Below are 19,488 nucleotides of genomic sequence, written 5' to 3'. Positions count from 1 at the left end.
CCTAATTTATGTCCGATCCGGAGCAATTGCACGGTTCCTGCACGGGTCCGCATACGGGTCTGCAGAGCGGCAAAACGAACGTGGTTAACAATCGCTAACCATCCGCTTTGGTAGTAATGCGGGATGCGGGACAGCCATAAGCGCGGCACAATCGCACTTATGGAACAACAACTTATCCTTCGCTTCATCGACCCATCCAGCAGGCTGCGGGCGGAATTATCACGCATCGCCTTTAATCTGGGCCATCATGCGGAGGTTTATGCTTCGGCAGATGAACTGATCGACCATTTGCCCGAGACCGGCATTCTGGTGGTACGGGATGATCACGAAACTGGCGGGGTTCCCGAAGTGCTGCGGCGGCTGGCCGATGCAGGGCATTGGCTGCCAATGATTGCGACCGATACCGAGCCATCAACCGTGCGCATCGTGGCCGCGATCAAGGCTGGCGCGCTGGATTATCTGCCGCTGCCGCTGGATCTTCAACGGTTCAACCTGACGCTGGCCAAAATCAGCGTGGAAGTTGCCGCCCACGGGCAGGCGCGGCGCCGCATGATCGAAGCGCAAAGCCGCATCGCTTTCCTGTCCACCCGCGAACGCGAAGTACTGCAATGGCTGGCTGCAGGCAGCAGCAACAAGGTGATCGCCCGCGAACTGGAGATCAGCCCACGAACGGTCGAAATTCACCGGGCCAACATGATGGCGAAACTGGGGGCAAAACACGCTGCAGAAGCGGTACGGTTGCAAATTGAAGCGGATATGACTGCCGCAGCGTAAAGGCAGCCTAGCGGCAGCTTAGCAGCAGTCTAGCGGCAGAACGAATTGCCACCTTCTTCCAGATGGAGATGGTTGCGATGGGCGGCATTGTAAGCGGGGCCCAGAACCGTGCCGAACCGTTTGCAGGCGCTGGCATGCACCGTCCGCAGAAATTCACGCTCTGCATCTGAGCCGCCAGTCCATCCATCAAGCACGCTGATCCGCCGGCCATCTGCCAGGATGAATGCGGCAACGTCGATGGCCTGCGCCGATGCATGGGCAGACCGGCGCCCGCTGCCGGCTACATTGCGGCAGGCATAACTGCCCATTGTCTCGATCCGCTGCAGGGGGCTGCCCAGCAATTGCCGCGCCGCGCGGTCCACGCCGTATCGTGCCCATCCTGCCAGAATGCTGGCCGTAGGGCACGTGACAGGGCCGATATTGGTCAGGCTGAACTGCGCCCCGTCGCCCTGCAAGGCATTGAGGTTGACGGTGTTAAGCTGGGAACAGCCGGCACCATAATATTTGTCTGGCAGAGCCGTAAAACGCGAGCCATCCTGTCCCAGCTGCGCCAGACATTGGCGTGCCTGCGGGTTGGGTGCGATGGCAGTAGTCGCAGGCCCGCGCAGTGGTGCGTCGCTGCGTTTCGCAGGCACAGCGCCGCAGCCAGCGGTCATCAAAGCGATAAGAAACAAGGCGGCAAGGCGTTTCATAACGCCCTTTTTTCCCATTTTACGGTTAACGTAACCCTAATGCGGCAATCCGCCCTGCTAGTCAGGTGCCGCGCATTGCTGCCACAGTTCGATTTTGACCCCGTCAGGATCAAGCAACCAGGCAAATTTGCCGTAGCCTTCATCAACGCTGTCCAGAACAGCCACATCCCTGGCTTTGAGCTGGGCAACAAAGCCATCCAGATCGTCGACCCGCAGATTGATCATGAAACCGCCTGCGCCGGGTTTGATATATGCGTCATCACCAAAATGGCTGATCAGCGAATAGGGCGAATCACCGGTTTCTTCCGACCAATTGAGCTGCGGCCCATATTCACCGTCGATGCCCAGTACATCGCGATACCATGAGCGGGTGGAGGCAGGGTCTTTCACCACATAGAAAACGCCGCCCAATCCGGTCACTTTTGCCACGGTTTGAACTCCCGTTACACAGCCGCCGCTTGATCAGTGCGGGCAACGCCCATCAAACTGACAGCAACGATGGCCGCGAAGGCTGCGGCAAATCCCGGGATGATTTCATAAATGCCTTCGCCGCCCATGAAACTGCTGTTCCAGCCCAGCGAAATCCAGATGATAACCACGGCTGCGCCCGTCACCAGTCCGGCCACCGCGCCGGCCCCGGTCATTCGCTGCCAGGTCAGTGCCAGCACAATCAGCGGGCCAAATGCCGCGCCAAACCCGGCCCAGGCATTGGCAACCAGACCCAGCACCTGGCTATCGGGATCCTGCGCAATGGCAATCGCCGCCAGCGCCACCAATGCCACGCACACCCGCCCGACATTGACGATTTCACGCTCGCCAGCCTGCTTGCGCAAAAACAATCGGTAGAAATCCTCGGTCAGCGAACTGGAGGAAACCAGCAGCTGCGAACTGATCGTGCTCATGATGGCGGCCAGCAATGCGGCCAGCAGAAACCCGGTAATGAGCGGGTGGAACAAAAGATTGGCGAGCAGGATGAAGATGGTTTCAGGGTCTTCCAGCGTCAGCCCGTTCTGTTCGACATAGGCGCGGCCCACGATGCCGACCCCAATCGCTCCCAAGACAGCCACTGCCATCCAGCTCATGCCGATATTGCGCGCAACCGGCACGTCCGACAATTTGCGGATGGCCATGAACCGCACGATGATGTGGGGCTGGCCGAAATAGCCAAGACCCCATGTCACAGCGGAAAGAAAGCCGAGAAACGTGAGGCCATTGGTCAGGCTGAGAAAGGCAGGATCAACCCCCTGCAAAGTATTCACGACCGTAGTGACCCCGCCATCGTCCAGCAGCACCACCAGCGGCATCAGCACCAGCGCCACCACCATGATGCAGCCCTGGACAAAATCGGTCAGGCTGACGGCAAGGAAACCGCCCACCATCGTATAGGCCAGCACCACGCCAGCGGTTAGCCAGATGCCGGTCATGTAATCGCTCATGCCGGTATCGCCGAACAGTCCGGCAAAGCTGGTGACGAACAATTTGCCGCCGCCCACCAGACCTGCAGCGGTATAGACAGTGAAAAACACCACGATGATGATCGCCGCAATCACGCGCAAAGCCACTGCCTTGTCAGGAAAGCGGTTGGCCAGAAATTCCGGAATGGTCAGCGCATTGCCCAGCCGTTCTGTCTGTTCGCGCAGCCGCGGGGCAACGATAAGCCAATTGGCAAAGGCACCGGCAAACAGCCCGATGCCGATCCATGCCTCGACCAGACCGGAAAGGTAAAGCGCGCCGGGCAGGCCCAGCAGCAGCCAGCCCGACATGTCGGAAGCACCGGCGGACAAGGCTGCAACAGCGGGATGCAATTGCCGCCCACCCAGTAGATACCCCTCGCTATCGTCAGTCGATTTGGCCCACGCATAAACGCCAATGCCAATCATGAGGGCAAAGTAGAGGCCAAGCGAAATGAGAGTTCCTGTGTGCATTGTCCTGCCATAGGCAACATGGCCAGTTTTGGCCACCGTGGCAGGCTGACGCATCGTGGCGGTACCATGCCACTTTCGGCATGGTTGCGCGTTAGGGTGTCATGATGTCCCAAGTTTCGATCGTGACGCTGCTGATGGCGCTGGCATTTGCCGGCACACATATTTTCATCGGGCGGCTGGATTTTCTGGACAGAACACCGCGCAACGGCTGGCTGTCCTTTGCCGGCGGCACGGCGGTTGCCTATGTGTTTCTGCACATTCTGCCGGAATTAGGCGGGCATCGCACCGCCTTTGCCGAAGCGATTTCAATGGGGCCGGAACTGGCCGAAACGCTGGTGAATTCCCTGGCCCTGCTCGGCCTGTCCAGTTTTTATGCGCTGGAGCGGGCGATCAAGATATCGCGCAGCCGGTCGCGACAAATGGGCGAAGGCGACCGGATCGAAAGCCATATGCTGTGGCTGCATATTGGCAGTTTTTCGCTGCTGAACGTGATGATCGGCTATTTGCTCAGCCACCGGGAAGATATGTCAGCAGGCGGGCTGGCGCTGTATTTCATCGCCATGGCGCTCCATTTCGCCACTGCGGATTTCGGCATGCGGCGCGACCATGTGAAGGCCTATGATGCCTATGGCCGGTGGATCATCGCTGGCGCGGTAATGCTTGGCTGGTTGATGGGAATGCTGATCGAACTTCCCGGCATTGCCGTGGGCGGGTTGTTTGCCTTTGTCGCAGGCGGCGTTGTTCTCAATGTTATGAAGGAAGAACTGCCGGAAGACAGGCAAAGCCGGTTCTGGCCATTTGCCGCCGGGGCCATCATCTATTCCGCGCTGGTCATTGGCGAAACCATGCTGGTGACAGGATAGTTTTGCCGCCAGACCAGAAAAGGGCGGGCCAACCGGTGTGGTTGGCCCGCCCTTTTGTCGGACGTTAAATTGTCAGAAAGTTATGGAGCGGCGCTCACACTTCCTTTTTACGGCCAGCCTTTTTGCGCTCATTCGGATCGAGCAGGGCCTTGCGCAGACGAATGTTGAGCGGGGTCACTTCGACCATTTCATCATTGTCGATATAGGCGATGGCCTGTTCCAGCGTCATGACCTTGGGCGGGGTCAGGCGGATGGCATCATCCTTGCCGGTCGAACGGAAGTTCGTCAGCTGCTTGGACTTCATCGGGTTCACTTCAAGATCGTCCGGCTTCGCATTTTCGCCGATGATCATGCCTTCATACAGCTTTTCCTGCGGCTTCACGAACAGGATACCGCGGTCTTCCAGCATGTTCAGCGCATAGCCGACCGCTTCGCCCGTGCCGTTGGAGATGAGAACGCCATTGGCACGACCTTCGATCTTGCCCTTGTAAGGGCCATATTTCTCGAACAGCCGATTCATGATGCCTGTGCCGCGCGTGTCGGACAGGAATTCGCCGTGATAACCGATCAGCCCGCGTGACGGCGCGCTGAAGGTGATCCGGGTCTTGCCGCCGCCCGAAGGACGCATGTCGGTCATTTCGCCCTTACGCATGGCGACTTTTTCCACCACGGTGCCGGCAAATTCATCATCCACGTCAATCACGACGGTTTCGTATGGTTCCATCCGATTGCCGTTTTCGTCTTCGGTGAACAGCACGCGGGGGCGGCTAATGCCCAGCTCAAAGCCTTCGCGGCGCATGGTTTCGATCAGCACGCCCAGCTGCAATTCGCCGCGGCCAGCCACTTCGAAGCTGTCCTTGTCTTCGGCTTCGGTGATCTTGATGGCCACGTTGCTTTCCGCTTCCCGTTCAAGCCGGTCACGGATCATGCGGCTGGTCACCTTGGTGCCTTCGCGGCCCGCAAAGGGGCTGTCGTTCACGGCAAAGCGCATCGACAGCGTTGGCGGATCGATGGGCTGCGCGTGCAGCGGTTCGGTGACCGACGGATCGCAAATGGTGTTGGATACCGTCGCAACGGTCAGGCCTGCCATGGAAATAATGTCGCCTGCACGCGCTTCTTCCACCGGAATGCGCTCCAGCCCCTGGAACGCCATCAGCTTGGAAGCGCGGCCGGTTTCTACAATCTTGCCGTCATTATCAAGAGCATGGATCGGGCCATTGACCTTGATCGTGCCCGACTGGACCTTGCCCGTCAGGATGCGGCCGAGGAAATTGTCACGGTCAAGCAATGTCACCAGGAATTTGAAGGGACCATCAAAGTCCGCTTCCGGGCTGGGCACGTGCTCGACAATTTTCTGGAACAGCGGCGTCAGCGTGCCTTCGCGCGCTTCGATGTCGTCACTGGCATAGCCATTGCGGCCCGAGGCATAAAGCACAGGGAAATCGAGCTGTTCGTCATTGGCACCAAGGCTGACGAACAGGTCGAACACTTCGTCCAGCACTTCCGATGCGCGGCCATCGGGACGGTCAATCTTGTTGACGACCACGATGGGCTTGAGGCCCAGCGCCAGCGCCTTGCCGGTCACGAATTTGGTTTGCGGCATGGCGCCTTCGCTCGAATCGACCAGCAGGATAACGCCGTCGACCATCGACAGGATACGCTCCACCTCGCCGCCGAAGTCGGCGTGGCCAGGGGTATCGACGATGTTGATCCGAGTGCCTTCCCATTCGACCGAGGTGCACTTGGCCAGAATCGTGATCCCGCGTTCTTTTTCAAGATCGTTGGAATCCATGGCGCGTTCTTCCACGCGCTGGTTGTCGCGGAACGTGCCGGACTGGCGGAACAATTGGTCAACAAGAGTAGTCTTGCCGTGGTCGACGTGGGCGATAATCGCCACATTACGCAAAGATGCGGACATTTGGGGGCTCACTTTAAGGGGAGGGGGCACACAGTGGATGCACCTCGACATTTGCGCGCGCCCCTAGCTTAGACAGCGCCCGGGGGCAAGCATAACCACTGTTGTTCCTATGCAACACCCGAAAAAAGCCTGCGGATTCTATGCGGATATGCTTGAGCGAAATTTCACGCTCCCCTAGACCACGCGTGGATAACCGGCCGCTTCAATAATAATGGGCCGGATCGCAGAGGATGGAGATTCCATGAAATTCACTCGTTTCGGCGGCGCCTTTTCGGCGCGCAATGCCATGCTTGCCGGTGTGGCAGTGGCAGCAATTACCCTTCCGGCTGCGGCCATGGCACAGGATGCCGATGCTTCTGTCGAAGCGGAACAGGAAGCGGAAGTATCCACCTCCGGCTATGACAGCACCATTGTTGTAACAGCATCCAAGCGTGAAACCACGCTTCAGGAAACGCCAATTTCGGTATCGGTAACGTCGGGCGAGACGCTGGAACGCGCGCAAATCCGCGATCTTTCAGATCTTCAGACAGTCGCGCCGTCGCTGCGCGTCAGCCAGTTGCAAAGCTCGGCCAACACCACTTTCATCATTCGCGGCTTCGGCAATGGCGCCAACAATGCCGGTATCGAACCTTCGGTTGGCGTCTTCATTGATGGTATCTACCGTTCGCGTTCTGCGGCCCAGATTGGCGATCTTGCCAATGTGCAGCGAATCGAAGTTCTGCGCGGGCCGCAGTCGACATTGTTCGGCAAGAACGCATCTGCCGGCGTCATCTCGGTTATCACGCGTGAACCGCAGTTCGAATTTGGCGGCGGCGTTTCGGCCACTTATGGCAATTTCAACCAGATCGCGGTGAAAGCCGACGTGACCGGTCCGCTGACAGACACCATCGCGGTGTCGCTGGATGGCAACATCAACAAGCGTGACGGTTATGTGGATGTTCCCAATCTCGGCGCGGAAATCAACAATCGTGACCGTTGGGGCCTGCGCGGTCAGGTTCTGATCGAACCCAGCTCGGACCTCAAGATTCGCGCCATCGGTGACTTTTCGCGGATTGACGAAGAATGTTGCTATGCAGGCAACGTCGTTGCTGGCCCCACCGTTCCGGCATTGTTTGCCGTTGGCGGCGCGCTGGTGCCGGAAGATCTGTTCAGCGACACGACTTTCCTCAACATTCTGCCAAGCAATGAAATCGACAGCTACGGCGGTTCGGTCCAGATCGATTATGAAACTGGCCCGTTCTCGATCACGTCCATCAGCGCCTATCGCGGCCTGTCGTCCTTCGGCCTTCAGGATGTCGATTTCTCCAGCGCGGATGTGGTCAACCAGGCAACTGATCAGAACATTGACACATTGTCGCAGGAATTGCGGATTGCGTCAGATTTCGACGGTCCGTTCAACTTCCTGCTGGGCGGCTTCTACTTCAACGAGAAAGTTGACCAGACCGGCCAGCTGATCACGGGTGATGATGCGCGTCCGTTCTTCTCCCTGCTGGCGGGCAATCCGCTGGTCTTCAACGGGGTCGAAGCTGCGCTGGGTCTGCCGCAGAACAGCATATTCAGCCCCGGCCTGCTGACAGACGAAGCCTATTCGCTCGACAATGAAGCGTTTTCGGTATTCGGCACGCTTGATTTTGAAGTGACCGACCGCCTGACGCTGACCGCCGGCTTCAACTACACCAAGGACAAGAAAGACTTCACCGCCAATATGACGGCGTTTGATGAACTGGGCCAGATCAACCTGGTGGACGCGTTCATCGCCGGCGCAATTGGCAGCCGGGATCCGGCAGTGATTGCTGCTTTTGCCGGGGCCAATCCGGCAGTCTTCGGCCAGATTGCCAGCCTGGCGGTAAACCCTGCAACAAACCCGCTGCTGGGTCTGGCCGCATTTCAGTTCCAGCCGCCATTCCTCAACGTTCCCAACGCGGTGGAAGATGGCAAGACATCGGACAGCGATTTTTCCTACACCTTGCGCGCTGCGTATGATGTGTCGGACAACATCAATGTCTATGCCACCTATGCAACCGGCTTCAAGGCATCGTCGGTCAACCTGTCACGCGATTCGCGTCCACTGGCAGGTGACTACACTCCCGGGCCGCTGCTCAGCGGCATTCTGGCCCCTTCATCGCCCATTCGCGATGCGGGTATCGCCACGCCAAACCTCAACACCGGCACCCGCTTTGCCGGGCCGGAAGATGCCATCGTCTATGAAGTGGGCCTGAAAGCCCAGTTCGACCGGATGGGCTTCAACCTTGCCCTGTTCGACCAGACGCTGAAGGGCTTCCAGTCCAACATCTTCACCGGCACGGGTTTTGCTCTGGCAAATGCCGGCAAACAGTCGACGCGCGGCTTCGAATTTGACGCCACGCTGAACCCGACTGACCCGTTGGTGATTACCTTTGCCCTTACCTATCTTGACCCGATTTTCGACAGCTTCCCCAATTCGGCAGTTGGCGATCTGACCGGTCAGCGGCCATCGGGCATTTCCGAATTCTCGATCGCGACATCGGCTACCTATACGCATGAACTGGGCGCCAGCGGCAATGTGCTGATCGCCCGGGTCGATTTCAGCCATGAAAGCAATGTCAATCTGACCAATGGCTTGCCGGCTTTCGGTCCGTCGGCTGAACAGCTTTTCCGGATGGAAGCCAACCTCCTCAACGGGGCGCTTATCTTCAAGATGGATAATGGCTTTGAAGTGGGCGTCTGGGGCCGCAACCTTACAGATGACCGGTTCATCACGACGGTGTTTGACGGTGTGGCACAGTCCGGCACGGTTTCGGGTTACCCGAACCAGCCGCGCACTTATGGTGTGACAGCCGGCTTCAAGTTCTAAGCCTAAGCCGCTCGAAACAAGGAAAAGGGGCTCCGCAAGGGGCCCCTTTTTCGTTGCATCGGCGACCTCTCTATGGTGACTTGCGCCCAGTCAGGAAAATGGGGGCTATCAATGCATTGGATGATTTTGCCGCTGAAGCGGTATTTTGAATTTAGTGGACGGTCGTGCCGCCGCGAATACTGGCTGTTTGCGCTGCTGAACCTGATCGTGGTGGTGGGTCTTGCCATTCTGATGATGGGCACGGCAGGGACCGGCGCAATGCTCAGTCAGGAAATGGCTGGCGCGGATGAACCTTTCGGGCTGCTGATGGGCGGCTTCGGGCTGGCACTCATGGCCTGGGGGCTGCTTGTTTTCATTCCCAGCCTCGCGCTTACCGTACGACGCTTTCACGACCGGGATATGTCGGGCTGGTGGTATGCAGCTTTTATCTTCGGCAGCCTCGTGCCTTACATTGGCTTTCTGGTTTCCATCGGGCTGATTGTGCTGATGGCATTGCCCGGCACGGCCGGCCCCAATCGCTACGGGCCTGACCCGCGCGACCCGGCGGGCGCTTCTGTCTTCGAATGAGCGTGAACTGAGGGCTTAAAGCGCCCTCAGCGCCTGCGCCGGTTTCGCCCGTAAAAGCGGCAGGGAACCGGCCAGCGCAAACACCAGCACGAACATGAGCCCAAGCCCTAGCACTCCCAGAATCTCGCCCCAGTCGGGCAACCAGTCAAATTCGAACAATTGCACAACCACCAGCCATGCCAGCAAAGTGCCAAGGCCCAGCGCAACCACCGCCAGGATCAGTGCCAGCGCACCATATTCTGCCAGTTGCATGATCAGCACTTGCCGGCGGCTCGCGCCCAGAACGCGGAACACCACCGTATCATATGTCCGCACCGCGCGGGCAGCCGCAATCGCGCCAATCAGCACGGCCAATCCGGCCAGCACTGCCACGGATGCCGCGGCAAAGGTGGCAACGCCGACCTGGCCCAAAATGACCCGCGCTTCTGCCAGAACCTGACCAATTTCGATAACTGAACTGGACGGGAAATTGCTCACCAGCTGGCGCAGCAACGGGCCGGTTGGCGCATCAGCGGGCAGTTCGATTGTCGCCGCCAGATTATGCGGTGCATCGCCAATCGCATTGGGGGAAAACACCAGCACATAGTTGAAACCCATGCTTTCCCAGTCAATCTGGCGGAAATTGACCACCTTGGCCGTCCGTTCCACGCCCAACAGGCCAATGGTCAGATAATCGCCAATTTTTAGATCGATCGCGCGGGCAAATTCTTCATCCACCGACACCAGTGGTTCGCCGGAATAGGATGGCGCCCACCACTTGCCTTCGGTCAGCCTGTTGCCGGCTGGCAATTCGTCAGCATAGGTGAGGCCGCGTTCGCCGCGCAGGGGCCATGCGCCATCGGGAATTTCCTCCAGATCGGCCACCCGTATCATCGCGTCTTTTGGTCCATAGGCCAAGATGGCGCCGCGCAATGCAGGAACGGTGCGGATTTGCGCATCCGGCTGCTGCGCGCTGACCAGCTGCCGGAATTCGGCAACCCTGTCACGCGGCACGTCGAGCACGAAATAATCAGGCGCCTGGGCCGGAACGCGGCGTTCGATATTGCCGTTGATGCTGCTCTGGATGGCAGCCAGCAGAACGAAGGCAGCAAGGCCAAAGCCCAGCGCTGTGACTAGCGCGCCTGTGGCCGCGCCCGGGCGGTGAAGGTTGGCGAGTGCATTACGCCACAGTGGGTCAGCCGGGCGGGGCAGGGCTGCGGCAAGTTTGCGAATGCCAAGCCCAAGCAAGGCCAGCAGGCCAAGGACGATCGCAGCGCCGGCCAGGAAACCGCCTGAAAGCATGGGTTGGCGCGCCGTCAGCAAGGCCAGCGCAACGATGCCCGCCATACCGCCCAGCACCCACGCCAGCGCCCGCCTGTCGCGTGACAAAGGCACAATCCGTGCACGCATGAGGGCCATGGCCGGAAACTGGCGGGTCCGCAGCAGCGGCGTTGCCGCAAACACCAGCGCCACCAGCAAGCCATAGGAAGCAGCGATCAGCAGGGCGACTGGCTCGACCACGAAAGTGCGCTCCACCGGCAGCAAGCCATCAAGGGCGGAGGCAAGAATGGGAGTGACCAACACGCCTGCCACCAGTCCCAAGGCGCTGCCCAGAAGCGCCGCTGCACCAATTTGCAGCGCATAGATGCGCACGATATCGCGGCTGGATGCGCCCAGCACTTTCAACGTGGCAATGCTGGTGCGCCGCGCTTCAAGATAGGATGACACGCCGCCGCCAATGCCGATGCCGGCAATGACCAGTGCGGCCAGCCCCACCAGCGTGAGAAATTCGCCCATGCGCGATACGAAACGGTCGGCACCCGGCGATGCATTGTCCCTGTTTCGATATTCGAAACCTGCATTGGGAAATTGTTTCTCCAACTGCTGCTGCACAGCTTCAGGATCGCGATTGCCAGCAAAGGCCACGCGATATTTGCTTTGATACATGGCGCCGGGGGCCAGCAACCCTGCGGTTGCGGGAAAATCCTGCGCCACGATGATCGTCGGGCCAAGTTGGAAACCTTCGCTCAGGCGGTCGGGTTCGTCTGCGATAATTCCTGCAGCACGCAGCGGCTTGCCGCCAATGTTGAACTGGTCGCCCACAGAAATGCCCAGCCGTTCCGCCGCGCCCTGCGCCAGCCACGCCTCGCCCGCAGCAGGTGCGCCCGCCGTGCGCCCACCAGCCAACGTCAGCTTGCCATACAGGGGCCATGCGGCATCCACTGCCTTCAATTCCACCGGAGCCGCATTTTTGGCCGTGCTGGCCATCGCCTGCAACCGTGTCCCGCCGGATATCGCGCCAAAGCTGGCCAGCGCGCTGCGTTCATCGGGTGTCAGATCGCGCTGCCAAACCTCCACTTCCAGATCGCCGCCGAGCAATTCCTGCCCGCGATTGGCCAGTTCGCCTTCGATGGCAGCAGTCAGCGTGCCGATCGCGGCCAGGGCGCCGGTGCCTAGAAACAGGCAGACCAGCAGCAGGCGCAGGCCCTTGAAACGGCCATTGAGATCGCGGCGGGCAATGCGCCACGCTGCGCCCCATGACAGCCCTCCTGATGCCGCTGCCGCGCTCACTTTTCCGCGCTCACTTTGCAGCGGTGTCCGAGGCAATGCGGCCATCGGCAATGGTGACGATGCGGTCGCAGCGCTTGGCCAGCTCGGCATCATGAGTGATGATGATCAGCGTCGCGCCCGTTTCGGCGCGGCGGGCAAACAGCAATTCGATAATGTCATGGCCCGTCGCCACGTCCAGATTGCCGGTTGGCTCATCGGCAAAAATAAGCTGCGGGCGCGGGGCCATGGCGCGGGCCAGCGCCACGCGCTGTTGTTCCCCGCCAGAAAGCTGGGTCGGATAATGGCCCAGCCTGTGGCCCAGCCCGACCGCTTCCAGTTCTGCGCGGGCGCGCGGGCCGGCATCTTTGCTGCCTGCCAGTTCCATCGGGGTGGCCACATTTTCGGCTGCCGTCATGGTGGGAAGGAGGTGGAACGCCTGAAGCACAATGCCGATGCGGCCACGGCGCGCATGGGCCAGCGCATCCTCGTCCAAGGCGGCGAAATCTTCTCCGGCCACGGTTATTGTGCCGCCGCTGGCGCGTTCCAGCCCTGATAAAACCGCCATGAGCGAGCTTTTGCCTGACCCGGATGGACCGAGTAAAGCCAGCACCTCGCCCGTTGCCACGTCGAGATCAATCCCGCGCAGAATCTCGACCGAGGCATCGCCCTGGCCAAGTGTGAGGGTGAGATTGCGAGCGGATATTGTCAGAGGGCTTGCCACAGCGCTGCGATGGCATAGGCAGGGGGCCGCGACAAGGAGACTCGCAGATGACAATACGCGTTTGGTCGATAATTCCGGTAATCTTGCTGGCTGCCTGCGGCACACAGGCACCCGAACAGGCAGTGGTTTCTGAACCTGCGGCAAATGCCGGAATGCCGGCCGAGGCAGCGGTAATGGGGTCGGAGCGGCAGATTCTGGCATTCGGCGACAGTCTGTTTGCAGGCTATAACGTCGATAAGGGGGAAAGTTACCCCGCCCGGCTGGAAGCGGCATTGCGCGCGCGCGGTATCAATGCACGGGTCGCCAATGCAGGCGTATCGGGCGACACCTCTGCTGCGGGCCTGCAACGGCTGGCCTTCACGCTGGATGCGCAGAAAGTGCAGCCGGAACTGGTTATTCTGGAACTGGGCGGCAATGATCTGCTGCGTAACCTGCCGCCATCTGAAACCCGCGCCAATCTGGCCGCCATGCTGGACGAACTTGCCAGGCGCAAGATCCCGGTGCTGCTGATGGGCATGCGCGCACCGCCCAATCTGGGGGCAGATTTTGTGCGCGAATTTGACGGTGCATATCCGGCGCTGGCCAGACAATATGGCGCCGCGCTGGTGCCCTTCTTCATCGAACCTGTGTTCGACAGACCGGAACTGATTCAGCCAGACCGTATTCACCCCACGGCGGAAGGCATCGAAGTGCTGGTCGCGTCCACTGTGGGCAAGGTTGCGGATGCGCTGCCGGAAAAGCCTGAAGAAGGTAAAAACGGCAGCTAGAGCCGTTCTAGCTGGCCGTCAGTAACCTGCCAGACCGCGGCTTCGTCGCGGATGTCGGCAAAGGGGGCAAGTTCCGTGCCTGTCAGCCAGACCTGTGCGCCATTGTCACGCAGCCGTTCAAACAGGCTGGCGCGCCTTACCGGATCCAGATGAGCAGCCACTTCGTCCAGCAGTAACAGGTTGGGGCGGCCGCGCGCGGCCAGCGCTGCATGGGCCAGGGTGATGGCAATGAGCATGGCTTTCTGTTCGCCTGTGGAACAGGCGGCGGCAGGCGCGTTCTTGCCGGACATGGTCACGGCCAACTCGTCGCGATGGGGGCCAGTCAGCGTGCGGCCAGCCGCGCGGTCACGGTTCCGGCCAGTTCGAAATGCCTCTGCCAGACTGGCCCTGTCGATGGGTCCGCCTGCGGCGTAGACAAGGGCAGGGCGGGCGAAGGGTTGGGCTGGCAAAGTGGTTATTTCCGCGCCCAGCGCCCCGATCAGCCGGGCGCGGCCCTGCGTCAGCATCGCGCCATGGTCAGCCAGTTGCGCCTCGACCCCGTCCAGCCACGCTGCTTCGGGCGGGCGGTCATCGGACAGCAGGCGATTGCGTTCCCGCAAGGCATTTTCAAATCTTGTGGCATGGCGGGCGTGCATCGGATCAAGCGCGAGAGCCATACGGTCCATGAACCGCCGTCTTGCGCCCGCACTATCGTTAAACAACCGGTCCATCGCCGGGGTCAGCCAGCCGATCGCCAGCCATTCACCCAGGCTGACCGCGCTGGCATCTGCCCCATTGACCTGTACCAGCCGCCGGCCCTGCCGCGCAGCTTCGGTATAGGTGCCCAGCCGCACCGGATCATTGCCCGCCCCGTCAATCAGCGAAGCGCCGATGGAAAATCCGCCCGGGCCCTTTGCATCCGCCATCTCAGGCAGGGCTGCGCGCCTGAGGCCGCGTCCGGGCGCAAACAGCGACAATGCTTCGAGAATATTGGTTTTGCCCGCACCATTTTCACCCACCAGCAAATTGAACTTGCGCGCCCCGTCAAGACGGGTTTCGCGGTGATTGCGGAAGTGGGAAAGGGTGATCTGGTCGAGGGCCATGGGGTGCCCTGCGCATTACCCTGCGCTATTGTTCTGCGCCAATAGAAATCAACAATTCCAATAGTTGGTGAAAAATACCAATTTTCCGGAATTATTGTTTATCGCTATCAATTCCGGAAGCTGAACAATGGCTGAATTGCGCCGATTTTCAAAACTGGCACGCCTCCTGCAATGGTAGTGGCATCACCAACAACCGGTGGTTTTTCTGGAACGGTCCAGGAAAAAAATTTGAAAAGGAATATGACCATGAAGCAAGTAAACAACCTCAGCGCTCGCCTCTTCGCCGCTGTAACTTCGATCGCAATCTCCGCAGTGTTCCTCGCCGTTGCCATCGCACCAGCCAGCCAGACTGTCGTGACTTCGGGTGTATTCGCATGAGCCAGCTTGACCGTTATTCATCCGCCGATGTGAGCGCGACAAAGTCTTTCAGGCTCGATCGTTCGCAGGGCAAGATCTGGGGTGTATGCGCCGGAATTGCCAATTACTTCGGCATTGATGCCACATGGGTCCGCATCGGCTTTGTCGCCGGCACCTTGCTCGGCTTCGGTTCCTTGCTGCTGGTATATATCGCAATTGCGTTGATTGCTGACTGAGAGGACCCGAGAGGGTCCTCTCACCCCACCAACACCCAGTTACATGGCGGAAATGCCGCCATCCAGTTTCAGTTCCGCGCCAGTCATGAAGCGGCTTTCATCGCTGGCGAGATAGACCACACCCATGGCGATATCGACAGGTTCGCCCACCCGGCCCAGGGGAATTTGACGGGCGAGTTTGCCCATGATCACGTCTTTTTCCAACCCCGCCTTCTGGCCGATGCCATCCAGGATCGGCGTGTCGACGAAGGTGGGGTGTACAGAATTGCTGCGGATGTCCCACCCGCGCTTGGCGCAATAAAGGGCGACCGATTTGCTCAACATCCAGATTGCCGCCTTGGACGCATTATAGGCAGGCATCGTATCACTGGCGATCAGGCCCGCGATGGATGAAATATTGATGATGGAGCCGGGCTGATGGTCTTTCATCAGCGGCAATGCCGCCTGACAGCCCAGAAATGCACTGTCCACATTGACGGCAAATGCCTTGCGCCAGTCTTCAAAAGTGCAGGTTTCAATATTGCCGTTCACGCCGATGCCGGCATTGTTCACCAACACTGACAATCCGCCTAACTGGTCACGCGCAGCATCAATTGCCGCAGCCCAATCGTGCTGGCTGGTGACATCATGCTGCAGCGAATAGGCAGTGCCAGACCCCATTTCCGCATTGATCTGCGCCGCAGTTTCCGCAGCACCATTGGCATTCATATCGGTACACAGCACCCGCGCACCCTCGCGGGCCAGATAGGTGCAATGGGCGCGCCCCAACCCCTGGGCTGCGCCTGTCACCAATGCCAGCTTGCCTGAAACCCGTCCGCTCATGCCTGTTCCTCTCCCAAAATTCCTGCGCCCAGCAATAACAGCATGCGGACATCAATCGCGACATTGGCCGCGCGCTTACTGTCGATGAATTCAGCCATTCCGGCAAGGGATACACGGTGGACGGTGATATTCTCGCCTTCGACCCCGCCGCCTTCGTGGATTTTTTCCAGCCCGCTTGCCCGCACCAGGGTGAAGCTTTCGCTGACCATGCCGGGTGATGAATAGAAACAGCCCAGATCGGTGAGTGTGCTGGCGCGGTAGCCTGTTTCTTCTTCCAGCTCGCGCGCCGCAGCGGTCAGCGTGTCCTCGTCTTCCTCGCCATCATCATCGCCGATGAGACCAGCGGGAAGTTCCAGGCAATTGCGGCCCAGCGGCACACGGAATTGTTCCACCAGAAGGACATGGCCATCTTCAACCGCCACAATCACGGCGGCGCGAATGTTGCGCGACCTGCCGACGTATTCCCAGCGGCCCCGCTTCTTGGCGGTGACATATTTGCCCTGCCAGACAATTTCTTCTGGCGCGTCACTGTCGGGGAAAGTCATCACACCTCGATCAGGCGGTCGGGCAATTCATTCACATCATTTTCGTCAGGCGGGAAATGCTGCGACAGGATAATACCGACATCGCGCACACCGGCAGCCATCCCCTCGGCAATTTTACCCTGTTTGATTTCGGCCAGCATATCGGCCATCGCCTCGCCCCATACTTCGGCAGAAACCAGCTGGGCGATGGGCGCATCCGCCACGATTTCGGCGCGGTGTTCGCTCATGGACAGATAGATCATCACGCCGGTGCGGCCATGTGTCCGGCGCTCCGCACCAACCTTGAAATGGGTGACTGCGCGCTGGTGGACCCGCGCTGTTTTGACAGTGGGCGGGATCATCGCAAATTTGGCCGGCTCCCACAGCTGGAACAGCCATACAGCGAGGAATTTGACCAGCGCCAGCCCGGTGGCCAGGCTGAGGATCGACGTAATCGTCCATTCTTCGCCCCAGCCGCCGCGCAAGAAATCTGCCTTGTCGAGGAAGAACTGCGGAAAAACGCAGAAGATTGTCAGCACGGTGAATGCTGCCAGCACGGCCCATGCCAGGGCAATGTCGCTATATCCATCGGACCTTTCAGCCAGAACGGTGACGATTTCGCCAGAAGTGGTGGTTTCAGCCTGTGCCACAGCCTTGCTGACCAGATCATGGGCTGCGGCGTCGAGATAGGGTTTACGGGAAACTGCCATTTTACCAGCCCCCGCTCGCGCCGCCGCCACCGGACATGCCGCCGCCAAATCCGCCAAATCCGCCGCCTCCAGAACCGCCACCGCCGCCGCCAAAGCCGCCGCCGTGACCGCTGCTGCGGGCTGCCGCATTGAGCGCTTCCCACAGGATGATATTGCCGACAGCGCCGCCAACGCCGCTGCCCATGCCCCCGCCGCGATAGCGCCGGCCGCCGCCGCGGCTGCCGAATACGATCATGAAAAAGACGATCAGCACGATCCAGAAGATCACGCCGCCAATATTGCCGCCATCGCCCGAAGTTTCCTGCTGCGCCGCGGCTTCTGCCGCTGCTGCAATCGCACGGGCGTCTGCCGGGTCACGGTCCAGCTGCGTGGTAATGTCATCCACCCCGGCAATGATGCCGCCGGCAAAATCACCCGCCTTGAAACGCGGCGTGATGGTTTCTGCAATAATCCGGCCTGCCAGAATGTCGGGAATGTAGGGATGAAGGCCATAACCGACCTCGATCCGCATCTTGCGTTCCTGCTTGGCCACCAGCAGCAGCAGCCCCTGGTCCAGTTCGGCCCCGCCGATGCCCCATGTTTCGAACAGATTGACGGCATAGGGTTCAATCGCCTCGCCGCCCAGGTCAGGCACGGTCACAACAATGATGGCGCGGCCCGTTTCCCGATTATAATCGCGCAGCCGCTGGTCCAGCGCGGCTTCTTCGGCAGGGGGTAGCATATCGGCTGCATCAAGCACCGGGCCTTCCGGCCGTTCCGGCAGCGCCATGGCAGGCACTGCCAGGCACATCAGCGCCGCCGCAGCAGCCAGCAGGATAACCAGCCGGGTCAAAACCCGGTCGGCAGTCAGAAATGCCGGCCTTGCAGCGGCACCGATGCGGTTCTCAGTCATTGTGATGCGATCAGTTCGCCGCCGCCGGGGTATCAAAATTCACCGTCGGGGCCACTTCCGAACCGGCCTGCGCGGTAAAGGCCTGCTTGGGCTTGGCGCCATAAATGACATTGGCCGCAATGACGGACGGGAAAGTGCGAATTTCCGTGTTATATTCCTGCACCGCTTCATTATAGCGCATGCGTTCGGTGTTGATCTGGTTTTCAGCGCCTTCCAGGGCCACGTTGAGATCACGGAAACCCTGCTGGCTTTGCAGCTGGGGGTAATTTTCCACGATGCTGCGAAGCTGGCCAAGGGCCTGCGTCAGCTGGTTCTGGGATTCCTGGAATTTCTGGAATTCGGCCGGATCGGAAAGATCATCAGTGGTGATGTTAACCGATGTCGCACGCGAGCGGGCTTCTGTCACATTGGTCAGAATCTGCGTTTCGGACGCGGCGGCAGCCTTCACCGTTGCAACCAGATTGGGGATAAGATCCGCACGGCGCTGATATGCGCTCTGCACGTTGCCCCATTTGGCATTGACGTTTTCTTCCTTGGTCGGGACCGAATTGATCCCGCAACCGGTCAGCGCAACAGATGCTGCGGCGACAAACGCCATGCGGCGTAAAACACTGGAATTCATGAATGGTATCCTTTCCCTAAGCGCCATTTGGCGCTGCCAAGCCCGTCTGGCTGTCTGTGTTAAACAGATAGCACACCTGCGCCCGCTTTCAAGCGTATCTGCACCATCATAGCGGCGCCCACTTGGAAAATATCCCATCGACTGGCAGGGACGGTGTCAGACAATGCAAAGGGGAGGTTTGATGTTCGCAGAATTCAAGAAATTCATCAATCGCGGTAATGTGCTGGATCTGGCTGTTGCGGTGATAATTGGCGCAGCCTTTGGCAAGATCGTCACGTCCCTGACCGAAAGCATTATCATGCCGCTGATCGGATGGATTTTCGGTGATATTGATTTTTCCAATTATTTCCTGCGCCTTGGCGCTGTGCCTGACGGGTATGAGGGTGAAGTCGCCAATTATGCCCAGCTGAAGGAAGCCGGCGTCGCCATGATCGGCTATGGGGAATTTCTGACCCAGGTGATCAATTTCCTCATCATTGCGTGGGTAATTTTTCTGGTTGTTCGCGCTGCCAACAAGGTGATGGAGCACGAGGAGCAGAAAGCGGCACCATCGGGCCCCAGCGAAGTGGAACTCCTCGCCGAAATCCGCGATGAATTGAAGAAGCGCGGCTCGGTTCAGGAATAAGCCCGCCGCGCCCATTGCGCTGGCAGGGC

At 59.6% G+C, this 19,488-nt stretch carries 20 protein-coding genes; 8 read left to right on the top strand and 12 right to left on the bottom strand.

The window, feature by feature from the left end:
• The first annotated feature begins 159 nt into the window (after positions 1–159).
• Complete coding sequence (locus GRI44_RS07745) at positions 160–774, top strand: response regulator transcription factor (protein ID WP_160600897.1); 615 nt, start codon at positions 160–162, stop codon at positions 772–774.
• A gap of 29 nt (positions 775–803) precedes the next feature.
• On the opposite strand, the gene GRI44_RS07740 is transcribed toward GRI44_RS07745, so the two are convergent.
• The 3 genes from GRI44_RS07740 to putP are packed head-to-tail and all read right to left on the bottom strand — an operon-like array spanning position 804 to position 3,391.
• Positions 804–1,484, bottom strand: a complete 681-nt coding sequence (locus GRI44_RS07740; protein ID WP_232843010.1) for an extensin family protein — start codon at positions 1,482–1,484, stop codon at positions 804–806.
• Positions 1,485–1,523: 39 nt separating this feature from the next.
• Entirely contained in the window at positions 1,524–1,895 is a 372-nt protein-coding gene (locus tag GRI44_RS07735; protein WP_160600895.1) for a VOC family protein, read from the bottom strand.
• 14 nt (positions 1,896–1,909) lie between these two features.
• Positions 1,910–3,391, bottom strand: a complete 1,482-nt coding sequence (gene putP / locus GRI44_RS07730) for a sodium/proline symporter PutP (RefSeq protein ID WP_160601359.1) — start codon at positions 3,389–3,391, stop codon at positions 1,910–1,912.
• Positions 3,392–3,492: 101 nt separating this feature from the next.
• Here putP and GRI44_RS07725 point away from each other — a divergent pair, with 101 nt between their 5' ends.
• Positions 3,493–4,254, top strand: a complete 762-nt coding sequence (locus GRI44_RS07725; protein ID WP_232843009.1) for a hypothetical protein — start codon at positions 3,493–3,495, stop codon at positions 4,252–4,254.
• A gap of 94 nt (positions 4,255–4,348) precedes the next feature.
• On the opposite strand, the gene typA is transcribed toward GRI44_RS07725, so the two are convergent.
• A complete protein-coding gene (gene typA, locus GRI44_RS07720) occupies positions 4,349–6,172 on the bottom strand; it encodes a translational GTPase TypA (RefSeq protein ID WP_160600893.1) in 1,824 nt (607 codons plus the stop codon).
• Between the two features lie 241 nt (positions 6,173–6,413).
• Here typA and GRI44_RS07715 point away from each other — a divergent pair, with 241 nt between their 5' ends.
• Positions 6,414–9,005, top strand: coding sequence for a TonB-dependent receptor (locus GRI44_RS07715; RefSeq protein ID WP_160600891.1), 2,592 nt, complete (start codon positions 6,414–6,416; stop codon positions 9,003–9,005).
• Between the two features lie 111 nt (positions 9,006–9,116).
• The gene (locus GRI44_RS07710) at positions 9,117–9,572 is read left to right on the top strand and encodes a DUF805 domain-containing protein (protein ID WP_160600889.1); all 456 of its coding nucleotides are present in this window, start codon (positions 9,117–9,119) and stop codon (positions 9,570–9,572) included.
• Positions 9,573–9,587: 15 nt separating this feature from the next.
• On the opposite strand, the gene GRI44_RS07705 is transcribed toward GRI44_RS07710, so the two are convergent.
• Together GRI44_RS07705 and GRI44_RS07700 are read right to left on the bottom strand one after the other, a co-directional pair.
• A complete protein-coding gene (locus GRI44_RS07705) occupies positions 9,588–12,167 on the bottom strand; it encodes an ABC transporter permease (protein WP_160600887.1) in 2,580 nt (859 codons plus the stop codon).
• Positions 12,133–12,822, bottom strand: coding sequence for an ABC transporter ATP-binding protein (locus GRI44_RS07700; RefSeq protein ID WP_160600885.1), 690 nt, complete (start codon positions 12,820–12,822; stop codon positions 12,133–12,135). The genes GRI44_RS07705 and GRI44_RS07700 overlap by 35 nt, the downstream gene beginning before the upstream one ends.
• Positions 12,823–12,869: 47 nt before the next feature.
• Here GRI44_RS07700 and GRI44_RS07695 point away from each other — a divergent pair, with 47 nt between their 5' ends.
• Positions 12,870–13,589, top strand: a complete 720-nt coding sequence (locus GRI44_RS07695; RefSeq protein WP_202386162.1) for an arylesterase — start codon at positions 12,870–12,872, stop codon at positions 13,587–13,589.
• On the opposite strand, the gene recF is transcribed toward GRI44_RS07695, so the two are convergent.
• Positions 13,586–14,671, bottom strand: coding sequence for a DNA replication/repair protein RecF (gene recF, locus GRI44_RS07690; RefSeq protein WP_160600883.1), 1,086 nt, complete (start codon positions 14,669–14,671; stop codon positions 13,586–13,588). The genes GRI44_RS07695 and recF overlap by 4 nt on opposite strands.
• Positions 14,672–14,842: 171 nt before the next feature.
• Here recF and GRI44_RS13860 point away from each other — a divergent pair, with 171 nt between their 5' ends.
• Both GRI44_RS13860 and GRI44_RS07685 read left to right on the top strand, forming a co-directional pair.
• Positions 14,843–15,049, top strand: coding sequence for a hypothetical protein (locus tag GRI44_RS13860; RefSeq protein WP_232843008.1), 207 nt, complete (start codon positions 14,843–14,845; stop codon positions 15,047–15,049).
• Positions 15,046–15,264, top strand: coding sequence for a PspC domain-containing protein (locus GRI44_RS07685; protein ID WP_160600881.1), 219 nt, complete (start codon positions 15,046–15,048; stop codon positions 15,262–15,264). The genes GRI44_RS13860 and GRI44_RS07685 overlap by 4 nt, the downstream gene beginning before the upstream one ends.
• 39 nt (positions 15,265–15,303) lie before the next feature.
• Here the strand turns inward: GRI44_RS07685 and GRI44_RS07680 are convergent, their stop codons facing one another.
• From GRI44_RS07680 to GRI44_RS07660, 5 genes are read right to left on the bottom strand one after another with little or no spacing between them, the layout of a single operon-like run.
• On the bottom strand, positions 15,304–16,086 hold the full coding sequence (locus GRI44_RS07680; RefSeq protein WP_160600879.1) for an SDR family oxidoreductase: 783 nt from the start codon (positions 16,084–16,086) through the stop codon (positions 15,304–15,306).
• Positions 16,083–16,631, bottom strand: a complete 549-nt coding sequence (locus tag GRI44_RS07675; RefSeq protein WP_160601356.1) for an NUDIX hydrolase — start codon at positions 16,629–16,631, stop codon at positions 16,083–16,085. The genes GRI44_RS07680 and GRI44_RS07675 overlap by 4 nt, the downstream gene beginning before the upstream one ends.
• Positions 16,631–17,320 carry a TPM domain-containing protein gene (locus GRI44_RS07670; protein ID WP_160600877.1) on the bottom strand — a complete coding sequence of 230 codons (690 nt, stop codon included), beginning with the start codon at positions 17,318–17,320 and terminating at the stop codon, positions 16,631–16,633. Before GRI44_RS07670 ends, GRI44_RS07675 begins: the two co-directional genes overlap by 1 nt.
• Before the next feature lies 1 nt (position 17,321).
• Positions 17,322–18,212, bottom strand: a complete 891-nt coding sequence (locus GRI44_RS07665) for a TPM domain-containing protein (RefSeq protein WP_202386160.1) — start codon at positions 18,210–18,212, stop codon at positions 17,322–17,324.
• 10 nt (positions 18,213–18,222) lie between these two features.
• Positions 18,223–18,834: a LemA family protein gene (locus tag GRI44_RS07660; protein ID WP_160600875.1), complete on the bottom strand. Its 612-nt coding sequence runs from the start codon at positions 18,832–18,834 to the stop codon at positions 18,223–18,225.
• 181 nt (positions 18,835–19,015) lie between these two features.
• Between GRI44_RS07660 and mscL the strand changes: the two genes are divergently transcribed.
• A complete protein-coding gene (mscL, locus tag GRI44_RS07655) occupies positions 19,016–19,459 on the top strand; it encodes a large conductance mechanosensitive channel protein MscL (protein ID WP_160600873.1) in 444 nt (147 codons plus the stop codon).
• Positions 19,460–19,488 lie beyond the last annotated feature (29 nt).

Source organism: Allopontixanthobacter confluentis (assembly GCF_009827615.1).
Taxonomy (GTDB): Bacteria; Pseudomonadota; Alphaproteobacteria; order Sphingomonadales; family Sphingomonadaceae; genus Allopontixanthobacter; species Allopontixanthobacter confluentis.
This window is presented reverse-complemented; position numbering and strand designations above follow the sequence as displayed.

Excerpts from the sequence above, each read along its gene's own strand:
- GRI44_RS07745 (WP_160600897.1), top strand. The coding sequence starts at position 160 with ATGGAACAACAACTTATCCTTCGCTTCATCGACCCATCCAGCAGGCTG.
- GRI44_RS07740 (WP_232843010.1), bottom strand. The coding sequence starts at position 1,484 with ATGGGAAAAAAGGGCGTTATGAAACGCCTTGCCGCCTTGTTTCTTATC.
- putP (WP_160601359.1), bottom strand. The coding sequence starts at position 3,391 with ATGCACACAGGAACTCTCATTTCGCTTGGCCTCTACTTTGCCCTCATG.
- GRI44_RS07725 (WP_232843009.1), top strand. The coding sequence starts at position 3,493 with ATGATGTCCCAAGTTTCGATCGTGACGCTGCTGATGGCGCTGGCATTT.
- typA (WP_160600893.1), bottom strand. The coding sequence starts at position 6,172 with ATGTCCGCATCTTTGCGTAATGTGGCGATTATCGCCCACGTCGACCAC.
- GRI44_RS07715 (WP_160600891.1), top strand. The coding sequence starts at position 6,414 with ATGAAATTCACTCGTTTCGGCGGCGCCTTTTCGGCGCGCAATGCCATG.
- GRI44_RS07710 (WP_160600889.1), top strand. The coding sequence starts at position 9,117 with ATGCATTGGATGATTTTGCCGCTGAAGCGGTATTTTGAATTTAGTGGA.
- GRI44_RS07705 (WP_160600887.1), bottom strand. The coding sequence starts at position 12,167 with ATGGCCGCATTGCCTCGGACACCGCTGCAAAGTGAGCGCGGAAAAGTG.
- GRI44_RS07695 (WP_202386162.1), top strand. The coding sequence starts at position 12,870 with ATGACAATACGCGTTTGGTCGATAATTCCGGTAATCTTGCTGGCTGCC.
- recF (WP_160600883.1), bottom strand. The coding sequence starts at position 14,671 with ATGGCCCTCGACCAGATCACCCTTTCCCACTTCCGCAATCACCGCGAA.
- GRI44_RS13860 (WP_232843008.1), top strand. The coding sequence starts at position 14,843 with ATGGTAGTGGCATCACCAACAACCGGTGGTTTTTCTGGAACGGTCCAG.
- GRI44_RS07685 (WP_160600881.1), top strand. The coding sequence starts at position 15,046 with ATGAGCCAGCTTGACCGTTATTCATCCGCCGATGTGAGCGCGACAAAG.
- GRI44_RS07680 (WP_160600879.1), bottom strand. The coding sequence starts at position 16,086 with ATGAGCGGACGGGTTTCAGGCAAGCTGGCATTGGTGACAGGCGCAGCC.
- GRI44_RS07675 (WP_160601356.1), bottom strand. The coding sequence starts at position 16,631 with ATGACTTTCCCCGACAGTGACGCGCCAGAAGAAATTGTCTGGCAGGGC.
- GRI44_RS07670 (WP_160600877.1), bottom strand. The coding sequence starts at position 17,320 with ATGGCAGTTTCCCGTAAACCCTATCTCGACGCCGCAGCCCATGATCTG.
- GRI44_RS07665 (WP_202386160.1), bottom strand. The coding sequence starts at position 18,212 with ATGACTGAGAACCGCATCGGTGCCGCTGCAAGGCCGGCATTTCTGACT.
- GRI44_RS07660 (WP_160600875.1), bottom strand. The coding sequence starts at position 18,834 with ATGAATTCCAGTGTTTTACGCCGCATGGCGTTTGTCGCCGCAGCATCT.
- mscL (WP_160600873.1), top strand. The coding sequence starts at position 19,016 with ATGTTCGCAGAATTCAAGAAATTCATCAATCGCGGTAATGTGCTGGAT.